The organism is Rhodoferax saidenbachensis, assembly GCF_001955715.1.
In the GTDB taxonomy this organism is placed as follows: domain Bacteria; phylum Pseudomonadota; class Gammaproteobacteria; order Burkholderiales; family Burkholderiaceae_C; genus Allorhodoferax; species Allorhodoferax saidenbachensis.
On the sequence record NZ_CP019239.1, the window covers coordinates 339,568 to 351,634 of the forward strand.

6 protein-coding genes are annotated in these 12,067 nt (G+C 53.1%); all 6 read left to right on the forward strand.

Features of this window, described 5'->3' with window-relative positions; genetic code table 11:
- The first annotated feature begins 1 nt into the window (after window position 1).
- The 6 genes from RS694_RS01675 to RS694_RS01700 all read left to right on the forward strand — a co-directional run bounded on the left by RS694_RS01675 (window position 2) and on the right by RS694_RS01700 (window position 12,067).
- Window positions 2-1,018 carry a TniQ family protein gene (locus RS694_RS01675; RefSeq protein ID WP_029708158.1) on the forward strand — a complete coding sequence of 339 codons (1,017 nt, stop codon included), beginning with the start codon at window positions 2-4 and terminating at the stop codon, window positions 1,016-1,018.
- A gap of 172 nt (window positions 1,019-1,190) precedes the next feature.
- Window positions 1,191-2,675, forward strand: a complete 1,485-nt coding sequence (locus RS694_RS01680) for a TM0106 family RecB-like putative nuclease (protein ID WP_161631568.1) — start codon at window positions 1,191-1,193, stop codon at window positions 2,673-2,675.
- Between the two features lie 74 nt (window positions 2,676-2,749).
- Window positions 2,750-4,042: a restriction endonuclease-related protein gene (locus RS694_RS01685; protein WP_029708161.1), complete on the forward strand. Its 1,293-nt coding sequence runs from the start codon at window positions 2,750-2,752 to the stop codon at window positions 4,040-4,042.
- Window positions 4,039-7,500 (forward strand): pPIWI_RE_Z domain-containing protein, encoded by a 3,462-nt coding sequence (locus RS694_RS01690; protein WP_152528834.1) that lies wholly within the window; start codon window positions 4,039-4,041, stop codon window positions 7,498-7,500. Before RS694_RS01685 ends, RS694_RS01690 begins: the two co-directional genes overlap by 4 nt.
- A 4-nt stretch (window positions 7,501-7,504) precedes the next feature.
- A complete protein-coding gene (locus RS694_RS01695) occupies window positions 7,505-10,189 on the forward strand; it encodes an RNaseH domain-containing protein (RefSeq protein ID WP_076069250.1) in 2,685 nt (894 codons plus the stop codon).
- Window positions 10,190-10,552: 363 nt separating this feature from the next.
- Window positions 10,553-12,067 (forward strand): helix-turn-helix domain-containing protein, encoded by a 1,515-nt coding sequence (locus RS694_RS01700; protein ID WP_029708165.1) that lies wholly within the window; start codon window positions 10,553-10,555, stop codon window positions 12,065-12,067.

Below are 12,067 nucleotides of genomic sequence, written 5' to 3' on the forward strand. Positions count from 1 at the left end.
CATGCGGGGCCTCACGTCACCACTGTGGCCCATCCGGTACAAGCCCCTCCCCGATGAATTACTGACATCCTGGTTAGTGCGTCTGGCTTACGGTCATGGTCTCAAAGTCCAGACCTTTTGTAATTTAATCTTTGGCAATCGGCGCCAGGTGTGGAACCGTGATGTGGATCGCCTTGCGCCGGAATGGCTGGTGGACGAATTGAGCAGACGCACAGGCACTCCCTTGGAAGTCGCTTATGGCACGACATTGCGGTCCTACGAGGGGAGGCTCTTCCCCAAGTTCAGATCATCTGGGGCCTTGCTCTGGTTGCAGACCTTGAAGATGTACCACCGCAAGCGTGAGGGCTATGGCGTGCAGTTTTGTGGCGCGTGTTTGGCGGATGACCCTCTGCCGTATTTCAGGAAAGCATGGCGCGTGTCGTTCAACACCATTTGTATCAAGCACAACAGGATGCTCCTCGACCGCTGCCCTCAATGCGGTTCGGCGGTGATGTTTCACCGAATGGAAATGGGGCGTGGCAGTGCCTTTGAGGCGGGGTCCATGGCGGCGTGTCATGCATGCGGCTGTGACCTCAGGGAGTCGCCGGCCATATCGATCATGTCCTATGACGAAGGTGCCACGATGTGGCACCTGCGTTTGTGTCGCTCCATAGTGGATGGAGTCGATCTGCGTGACGCAGACATCAACGTGGGGCTGATGCGTGTCATGCACCAACTGACAACGCTGCTGACCACGAGATTTCAGAACCGAGGGCTGGATCAGTACATCTGTCGTCAGTTGAGGGTGGAGGGTATCGAGCTACTCCCTGGTCGTATGCCGATTGAGACTCGGCCGCTTTTGGAGCGTCACCACATGATGCAGTTGGTGGCGTGGCTCATGGCCGATCTGGAGCCAAGGCTGAGGGGTGCCTGGCGAGCGAAGGCGGTCCGCTACAACCGAATGATCAAAGATTTTGACGATGTGCCGCAGTTTTATGCGGAGATCGTTGAGGGGTTTTCTGACTGGAGACGCCAATGAAGCTGTTGACATCTCATGTTGGGATGAGAAGCATCAGGAATAGTTTGGTTTCGACAAGCTTCGCGCTGCCGTCACGTTGCAGTTATGAATTGCGTATGTGCTCATATCCCCCAAACGGGGGATAGGGTTTTTCCCTTCAAAAGCTTACTATGTTCCCGTCAGGGAGATGCTTATGAAGTTGATTTCCGGAAGTATGTTGTATGACGCGGTGCATTGTCCGCATCGTGTTTCTATGGACGTTTTTGAAGACCCTGGTCTTCGCGATGACCCTTCACCGTTTCTTGAAATGCTATGGGAGCAGGGTTGGAATCACGAGTTCAAGGTTATTGAGCGAATGGGCGACGGTGTATTGAATCTCTTTGCGCTGGAGACGGCCGAAAAAGAGGTACGCACTCTGGAGGCGATTAAAAACCGAGTACCACTGATATACGCGGGACGTATTCAACATGGTGACTTGGTCGGCGAGCCAGACCTCTTGTTCCTGCGTGGCGATGCATATGTCGCTGGTGACATCAAATCGGGTTCGGGCTTTGACGGAGAGGAATCTTCCGGAAAACTAAAAAAGCACTACGCAGTTCAGGTCGCGCATTACACGAACATTCTGGAGCTGCTCAGTTTTTCTGACGGTACCAAGAGCGCTGTAATCTTGGATGGTGGGTACAAGCAAGTTCCCTATGCTCTTGCCGCCCCCCAGGGGATGCGTAATAAGACAACCTGGTGGGAGCTGTATCTTGAGACGCTTCAATACATACGACAACTGCTGGACCGAAGCGAAACGTCCCGTGCTGCCTTGTCTGCGCAATGCGGCCACTGCCATTGGCGTCGACGATGTGACGAGGTTTTGCGCGAGGTCGACGATCTCACCTTAATTGCTGAATTGGGACGTGCAAAACGTGATGCGATGTTCGCCACTTTCCCGAACGTTGCTTCTCTTGCCGCTTGCGACCCTGCGAGTTACATCAGCGGCGCCAAAACGTCATTTGCTGGAATTGGCCCGGACACGCTGCAAAAGTACCGGGCTAGGGCGATTTTGTTGACGCAACCCGACGCCAAGCCCTATTTTCGTGAACCGGTTGAGCTCCCTTTGTCCGAGATAGAGGTCTTCTTTGATATTGAGGATGATCCCATGCGAGGGATTTGCTACCTACACGGATTTGTAGAGCGCAGGGGCGGCGCGAATGGAACGGAGCGCTACATAGCATGCATTGCCTCAGAACCCACTCCTGCTGCGGAGGCGGTCGCCTTTCGGAGCGCTTGGGAATATCTAATGGGGTTTGATGGCGCGGCGCGAGTCTATTACTACTCTAAGTACGAACGTACGGCTTGGAAAAAATTGGCTGAGCGGTACCCAGAAGTCTGCAGCATAGACGACGTGGATGCGCTATTTCTAAAAGAGTGGATGGTCGATCTGCTCTACGACGTGGTTTCAAAGACAGAGTGGCCGGTCAATAACCGCTCCATAAAAACACTGGCCAAATACTTGGGATTCCGGTGGCGCGATTCCAATCCGTCTGGTGCGGCCTCTATCGAGTGGTATGACCAGTGGGTGCAGACTGGAAGCGCAGAGGTGCGCCAGCGCATCCTTGATTACAACGAAGACGATTGCCGAGCAACGCGAGTTCTGCTGGATGGTTTGCGCAAAATAGCAGGCTATTGAATATTTATCGAAAACGCTTTACACTTTACAAATAATGCATTTATTGCGAATTTGTAAAGACTGTAAAGGCGCCTATGACGGAGTTTGAAGCTCAGCTTGTCGAAAAGTCAGGAGCCCCCGCTGTACGCTGGAAATCACACGCCGCAGCGTGGATGGGGGTATCGCGCCCGACACTAGATGCGTACTTGGCACATGCATCAGTTGGAAACTTGGAGCAAATCCCGAAAGCCGTCCTGGAAATGCTGGGCCTCCTTCCTGAGCAAACAGCATCACAGCCCAAGCCACCCTCAGTTGAAGAGATGGTTTTGAGTTTTGCCGTGGGATTGGTGGCGTTGCAGGATGAAATTGATACCCACGGGTATCCGCGAGCACCCTATCCAACTCACTTGCAGCGAGGCTTGGATGTCGCCTCAATTCTGAAATGTTTGGATGGGAGCGAATATCCGGTCACGTTAGCTGATCTTTTGGGGGTTGCAGGGAAACCGCTGTACGAGTGGTGCCAAAAATTAGATGGACCGGTGTCGGACGAGTTCTATGCGGCAAGGTTGTTGGAGAACTTCGAAATCACTCGTGACTGTCTGGCTCTTGCAGAGCGTGGGCAGCAGGACAGTGAGCACGTCTTCTACCAAGCCGTAATGGATTGCTGCGAAGAGCTTGGCTCGGCGGGTCAAGAACTCTATGAGGCTTGGCGGCGTACCGTGGTGGAGGTCCCGGTTGCGTCTGGCTATACGCAACTATTGGGTCGCCACCCGATATTCATGCGTCAAATAGGAGTCGCTCAAAGGTTGATTGACACTTTTTACGTACGTATGCCACCAGTGCATGCCGAAGCAGGGAAAGTCTTGCTTTGCCCATCCACGGGGACGCGGTTGCGCAGAGTGGGTGGGAAGCTGATTACAGAGCTCCGTGACGATTCCGCACAGCGCGCGCTTGATATGCAAGGGCCAAAAGCTATCGACTACACGCCGGACGTATTAGAACTGCGGAGACCGGCAAGACTCTTCTGGTCCTTGCCGGGCTGGCACGAAATCAAACTCATGGAAAGTGCACAGCAACTCGGTTGGGAAGTTGATCTCTGGCCAAAGCTTGATACGGTCGATCTCGTTATTCGGAAAAAAGGCAATGCCAAGCGGTTTGCTGTTGATGTCAAAGACCACATCTCCGCACAAGGCCTGGCGAGATCATTCAAGCGCTTTAGGGACTACAAGACACACGTCCGATTCGTTGTCATTCCCGACTACTTGAAGGTTCTAAATCCAGACTACATAAAGGTATTTACGAGGGCGCGCGCATCGCTAGGCAAGGAAAAAGTGGATTTGCTCACGGTGAGTGAGTTGCTGAAGCTATTGAAAAAGGCAGAAAAATGAGGCAGTCCAAATCATTCGTTGCGCTCTACGCCGACTCAGTACTTTTGCTCGAAAGCAAGCGTGGACCCACTCAGGAATCTAGAGATACTGCGCTGGCAGACTTGTGCCTCCATTTCTTGGGAAGGTATTTGCCTGGTGAGACCACCGACATCATCCCATCTCTACTGCAAGGGCATCTTTCGGGACTCACACCAGATGATGCAAGTGCGCCGCTCGCCACGCTGCGGCATATGGCGAGTTCCTATTGCAGCCGATTGGCATGGCGCAATGCACTAAGCAACCACAAAACCAATGCAGGCCGCACTCTGTACGCGGTTTCCGCGCAGGTTCCTGAAAGACAAAGATCGGCGGACGATGCTGGATATACGCTCTTATCAGATGCACTAAATAACGTTGCTCCCTACGAACTAAGGACGATTCACTATGCGACGGCAGGGCACTGGATGTCCACCGTGCGATGGGACAAAGCAACCATCGGTTATGAGGTTCCAGCAATTAGCCCACCTGATGCGCCGATGATTGCGCTCAAACGACGGGCAATCAATCCCGCAATCGCAATCAAGTGGTCTGACTTGCTGTCTACCGCGGCCGAAGTAGATGAACGCGAGGCATTGGCGACATTCCCCAAATGGCTGCCCACGCTTCATTTGCGCAAGCGTCTTGAACGAGTATCTATTGAGGCAGTGGGCTCCGAAATGTGGCGAGATGGCGTGCTGACCTTATCGGAGACACAGCATTTGGTTGGCATGTTGTCCAGCGGGAAAAGTACGCTGCTGCTTGCGCTGCTGTTTCTGCTGATTCGTCCGGGATATGACAAAAGGGTCGTCGTCATTGCAAGTGACACAGCCGCCGCATCACTATTGGTGGCGCGTCTCCGAGCGCACGGTGTGCTTAAGGCTACCGTGATCAGCTCAATCCCCAATCGTGCTGAACACCTAAGTGCCGCCCATTGGGCGGCCGGAGGAATGGAGTCAGATAGCAAGTTGCTTGCAGCTGCCGCGATGACCGAGTCCCTTGGAATTGCATGCCCGCTGGAAGGATACCAATCGGCAGAACGTGAACTGATCAGTCGGGGTGAAATGGATGGAGAGACAACATTCGTGCCAACCCTGCGTGAGAAGCCTTGTCACAGATTGGTTGCACCACAGAAATCAAAGCGTTCGAAAACAGAAACGTTGGACACGAGAGATCTCCGGTCGTGTCCATTGATTTCCATGTGCCCTGTGCACGCTCAACAAATGTCTCTTTCTGATGCGAGCGTCATAGTGATGACTTCACAAGCTTTGCTATCCATGTCACCAGACAAGAGCGTGGTGGAAGAACACATGTCCTTTCCGGAGCTATTTCAGTACACGGCCGACGTTGTATTGATTGACGAAGCGGATAGCGTTCAACAAACATTTGATGATCACTGCTTGCAGGACGCAAGTTTGCTAGCCGCTGATAGTGGTGCTTTCTTGCCCGAGCATCAGAGGCTAATGGCAAATTCGTTGCAAGATCGATTGGGGGGGCAGTACGCCAAGGCGGTTACTGTGCGCTGGCAAGCTGCCTTCTCACGGCTGCAGGGGGCGGTGGCCTTGGCTTACCACTTCATTCTTCGTTTTGAGAAGGACCTTCTATGGACTACACGCGGGCAGCCTTTTACGGCGGCAAGCATTCTGTGCGACCTGTGGTCCACGGCAAACCCCGGGGAAAACGAGGAACGCAGAGCCTATTTCGAACAGGTTGCCATTCTTGCGAGTTCTTTGTACAGCGAGGTAGCTGATGAGCAAGACACTCAAGATACTCCTCAGGGACTTACCGACGATAGGTTGCTAGCGGCGCATGCATTTCTCAAACCTATACAGCGAGAGTTGTTGGAGCGAGGAACTGATTCTGGGGAAGGAAGCCCTCTGGAAAAAATTGCGAAAGCAATGAATGAAGGGCCACTTTCAATGTTCTCAACGAGCGCGCAGACGGGGCAAAGTAAGCTGCGTCGCAAGTCTATTCCTAATGACGACACAGCGCGGTCAAGAGCGCTCGGACTGGCGTTGCTAACCAATGTTGTGTTGTCTACTTTCGGCTACCTGGTGAGAAATCAGCCAGCTGTTGAAGATGACTTCAAGCTAGCGCCAGATAGTATCTTCAACACAGCACGACGCTTCATGATGCACTACGGTGCGATCATTCCTCGGCCTCTTTATGGCACGGTATTCGGGCTGCTGTTTGAACAAGGGGCAGACGAAAATGCGGGTGGGGCGCTGAAACTAGTAAACCACCTAGGCGTTGGTCGATACCTACTCACGAACTTTCACAGACTTATCCAAAAGGAAGGACAAGCTGGGCCGCATGTATTGCTCATGTCTGGTACAAGTTGGGCGGGCGGAGAGGCTGCTGATGCCTCGCCTAGATACGACGTCCAATCCCCTGTTGTAGGTATCTTGCGCCAGCCTACCGCTGAACTTCAAGCTCTAGAAAATAGTATTTACGAATTCGTCTCCCTAAGTGATACACCAATCCCTGTTTCCGGCTGCCCTTCCGATGTGCGGCGTGACAACCTTCGGCGAATAGCCCGCTTGCTGGGGCAAAGCAATCCAGCGGGAACGAGGCTGGAGCAAAAGTGGAAGGTCTTAGAGCAATCGTGGGGCGCCGGCTCTCTCATCAATAGGCGCAAAGCGTTGTTGGTTGTCAGCAACTACCGAGATGCGCGGGTTGTGGCCAATGCATTGATGACGGCGGCGGGTGTAAAGCACACGGTCTACTGCCTCGTTGCCGATTCAGTCGCCAAGGCAGACGGCTTTGCCCATGAACAGGCGAAAGAAGCTGAGGCGTACGGCCAGAATCTCGTTTTGCTCCCGCGTTCACGGGTTGAGACTTTCGGGGATGCTCCAGATGGGGCTATCTTGATCGCGCCCATCGGGCCAATTTCACGAGGTCACAACATTGTGCGAAGTGACGGGTGTGCCGCTATCAGCACCATCTATTTTTTGCATAGGCCACATCCTCGTCCCGACGATATCCAAAGCATTGTTGGTTGTGTGAACCGCTTCACCATGGAATGGATCAATAAATCGCGTCCAGGACAGGACTCGATTTCAACGGCGGGGAAGACCTTTGAACGAAAGGCCAGGTTCGCCCTGGATGATGGGTTTGCGCTGCGGCGTTCATTCAGCATTATGCCGGCTCGTGCCCGCACCCAATACAGTTGGGACCTTATTACGCAACTCTGGCAAACCATTGGGCGGGGTATTCGCGGAGGAGTGCCCGTGTATGTCGGTTTTGTCGATGAGCGGTTTGCTCCACAAACCTTTGCCGGCAATCCGAACGCAGAAACTCAAGCTTCCAGTTGTCTGATGGCATGCATGAGAACCCTTGATACGGCAATGCACTCGCAAGAAGTACGCGATCTGGCATCTCGGCTCTATCAGCCGTTTTTACAAGGACTTCAGCAACTCTTTCCGTTGGCAAAACGAGGGTAACTTCATGGCAGACATCATCACCCCATACTTATTCGAACTGAACATGGAACAGCTGCGCGAAAAGCAGCTAGTCTCATACGTCATGCCAGTAAGGGCGTACGAGGCAATTAAATCTGCTCAAAGCAAACTGGCACATCAGAATATTGACCTCCGTGGTTTAGAAGCCGTGCTGGCGTGGGTCGCTCCATGTGTCGATCTGTTTGAAATTCGCAGGATTGACATCAGCAATCCTGGTCGTTCATTGCACCTGTGGATTTACGCTCCTGAGTCTCCTCTGGATAAGGTCAAAGTGGAAGTTTTGAATGCCTTGAGCATTTGGTTAGGACTTACGCTTAGCGTGGAGCGCTCGGAAGAGGTTCTTGAAATTCTGAAGGATGAGCGATCGACCAAATCTGCCTGGCACGATCTGTCAATCGATCTAAGCTTGGTGCAAGGGGCGGCGTGCCCAGTGCCCAAAGACCGCCGTCTCTACGACTTGATTGCGGTATTGGCAAGTCGTGGACTGGAGGGAAAGGTGCTTGACGATAGTCGGGACTCGTCACGGATCCTATTACCAGCTGGTCCGGGAGAGTCTCTGTACGGAGGGAAAACACTTTTAGGCTACAGGCCGCACCCTGTCGAATCACGTAAGACAGGTGATGTCCGTGGGTACTGGACGGAAGCGCTCAAAGTCTCGGCGCTTTCCACACCGGAGCAGCAACGGCTCCGCGTGGCGGTCAGCGTATCCATTCGCAATTACATGCCAATTCATCCCGCATCGTTTAAGCCAGATGGGTCAAGGTATCTTGATGTGTTCCTAACCCCGGACGCTTTTTTTACGAAAGGCTCAGAACGAGTGCGCGCACTCCAAGTGTCGCTTAAGCAGGACGAAGTAAATGTGCTCTTGGGGAAAAGCGATGCACAAGGGGGGCGCTCGCTACCTGTACTGCGCAAAATCCTGTCGCTAACCGGTGTAAATGAGGCATCTCTCGCCACTGACAAAGGTCTCTTGGGCGCAGTGATTGACCGGAAGGTCTCCATATATCCACGAGCAGGTGCGTACCATGGAGATAAGAATCTGCCCGGAGAAACAGGAGTAGGAATACCTGAGCGAAAAGCGTACTTCAAATTTCTTGAGGAGCATCTCGGTGGCATTGGATTTGCCCCCGTTTCATTAGAGCGAAAGACTCCTCCACGCGCGTCACACTACGCAAATATCAGCAAAACCGAGAATCAGACGGACTCGCTGACCCGGCAAATTCTTAAGGAAATCGTGGCCTTGAATAGCGGAGAGACGCTTCATGTAGCACTCTTTTCTACTAGGACCTCGGCCTTGTCAGAAACGAACGCTGCTCTGAACTTACTTCTTGGGGAAGCTTCTTCAATTGTGGAGAATGAGCGCACTTACGCATGTGGATTGAAAGTGGTGATTCACCCTCTGCCCGCCGGTCCGCTTATATCGTGGCTAGATGATCCTAAAGAGGCATCTGCGAAATTTGCGGTTGGGCTGCCCAAGGCCAAGCGCGTGCAGATCGAGCGAGATGCCATTCGCAAGGCAACGCTAAAACGTCAGTCGGAATTGGATGCGCACTTGAGTGCACATATCGCCAACAAACAAGGCGTTTGGCTGGCGCTTGTGGAGATGGATGAAAAGCTTCGTGATGAGCCAGAACGGGATCCATATGTTTTGGTGTACCAGGCGTTGGCGCGGCGTGACGTGCTGGCCCAAGTTGTTCTGTTCGACCCAGAAGAGCGTGAAAGGTTTAGGCTGGCGCCTTCAGAAGAAGATGACCCGCATCCACACAAGTTGCGCAGTGCTTTACGCGATTTGCTTCGCGCATTGGGTGTTGTATATGTGGACAGTGAGTCGGTGCCGGAAAATACATCCCTGCAGGCATGGTGGATAGTCAATCTCAATTCCAAAAGATTCGAACGTCAACCGGGAGCGCGGAAAGATGGTGCGGTGCTTCCGGTAGTGGTTGAATACGTCAATGGCCGTCTGATGGCGCTGTTTCCTGATCGTATGGGCGCTCAGAATTGGAAGCCCTATGCCCGCGCGATGCTGGCGTTGTATTCGGAGGACTATGAGAACACGAGTGACATGCGCGATGACCAGTTAAAGACGTATATCGGTCAGTTCTTTGGTTCGTTATCTGCTCAGACAGCCAAAACTCTAAGCTTCTGCGACGCTTCCAATATTCGCAAGTATGTACCTCAGCTTGGGAATGGCGCCATGCAGCTTGGCGAACTAAAAATGGGTGGTGTAGGTGCCGCAGCCGCCACTGCGGTTCTGCGCGATGGTGGGGCGGGTACTGTTGTTAGGTTGCTCACGGACACCGACAAATCGCCGACTTACCTTGTCGCGGACAACAAAACCGGCATTGCTACTGGAATTTTTGCGGAGCCCAACTCCAATCGCACATTCTGGCTGAGTCGAGGACTGCCAATGCCGTTGCAAAAAAGCGGCGCTATTCGAGTCGCCAATCAACAATCTCGTTTTGCAGAAGAGGATGTACCTGCAAACTTGAAGGCTCGGCGCTTCCCTTCACTCAGCGAAATTTGCATTGTCGTCCTTGGCCGAGATGAAGACGCTCGCAATGTCGCAGGTCTTACTCGAAAAGCAATGGAACTGCATGCTTCTACAGATGACACAACTATCTTGCCGTTTCCCTTGCACGAGGCGTGTCTACTTGGTGAATCTCTCCGGTAGGATTCCACTTAAGAACTGGGACTGCAGCTTCTATGGGAATCGCTCTTTTTGAAATCGCGACCAATTCCAAAAATAGGGATAGGGGTGACGGTAAGTGCACGAAAACAGCGCGCAGAGTGGCCATTGTTGGTACTAGAGCGTCGGAGGGGCAGGGCATATCGATAAAGGCTGAATTTGGCACATTGATCGATCAGGCCATTTAGGCCGATTCGTATTGTGTTGGGATTGATGGCGCGGCTGCTTGCCTCGACGTAACAGAGGGCTAGTCTACGAATGGTACTGTCATCCACCACGGATGCGTGGCCCTAACCAATCAACAAAAAATCATCCAACAATAGTAGATGTGTTATAATAACACATCTTATGGAACCAGCCGCAATTCGTGAACTTCGACAAAGCTTGGGTGAATCCCAAGCGCAGTTTGGTAAGAGGTTTGAGGTGAGTCAGATCACGGTGGGGTATTGGGAAAGTGGTCGGTCTCAGCCTGCACGCCAGAGATTGGCCGAGCTCATCTCCTTGGATTCGAGCGCCCCTTCGGTTATTCCGCCCACCTCCGTTGCACAGCCCTTCCGTCCAATACAGTATCTCGGAAGCAAACAACGCCTCGCTGAGAGCATCGGAGTCCTCATCAATGAGATTGCTCCGGGGATGTCGCGTGTTGGAGATCTATTTTCTGGTAGTGGAGTTGTAAGCGCTTTGCTTGCCGCTCAGCGACCGGTCACTGCTGTTGACAAGCAGGTGTATTCGAGCGTGCTTTCTTCGGCCTTGTTACAAGGGCGCGCAGAGCATTTCTCGGCGCTGATTGGCCAGGAGTTCAAAGCGCGGGCCGAAGAAATCGCAAGTGAAATCGCAAGGTCACTGGCACCTCTCCTTGCTCTCGAAGAGGAGGCAATGGTTGCAGCGGCCGGAGGTAGGCCTGAGTTGCTGATCGAGTTAATCGAGTTCGGTTCCATCGCCGTTCATGCGCAGCGGGTTCCCGAAAATGCGTCGCCACGTCTGGTTAAGTCGCTCGGTGACGCAGCCAGGAACTTGGACCGGAGTGCGTTCACAGCTGCCGACCTGACAGCCACCCGGTACTTTGGTGGCCCCTATTTTTCTTACAAGCAAGCGATCGCTTTGGATGCGATATTTGTGGCGACCAATGCACTGCCGGCTGCCCCTATAGCACTAGCAGTATTGCTCAGCGTTGCAAGCGAGATTGTCAACACGGTTGGGAAGCAATTTGCTCAGCCGATGAAGCTGAAGAAGGCCGATGGAACGGTTCCCTCTCTGTTGCTTCAGCGAGCCTTGCGTGATCGTTCGCTGGATGTTTTTGAGACGTATAAGGACTGGGCATCGCGCTGGATGACGAGCGTGCCCGCCGAATGCTTTGAGCACAGGATAGTGCGTGGAGATGTACTGGATTTTGTCGACGGTGACAGCAGCTGCCAAGCATGGTACGCCGACCCGCCTTACACAATAGATCACTATTCGCGGTTCTATCACGTGCTGGAAACACTGTCATTGAGGGATTCGCCGCGACTGGACGAAATGAACAAACGGGGAGAAGCCGCGGTCATGCGTGGCGTCTATCGGACGGGGCGCTATCAGTCGTCATTCTGCATTCCCTCACAGGCTCCTGTCGCCTTCAATCGACTTTTTTCTGCGACTGCGAAGCGAGGAACCCCACTAGTGCTTTCTTATTCGCCCTTCGATGAGGAGAAGGGACACCGTCCGCGCCTTCTTACCTTGAAGGAAATGGTCCAGACAGCGAAGCGGCACTATCGACGCGTGACGGTGATGGAAATTTCCGCCCATAGTCATCGAAAATTGAACGCGAAAAGCCTGAATACAAGCGTCCGCGGCGATGCGGAACGTTTAATCCTCTGCGAGGCATAG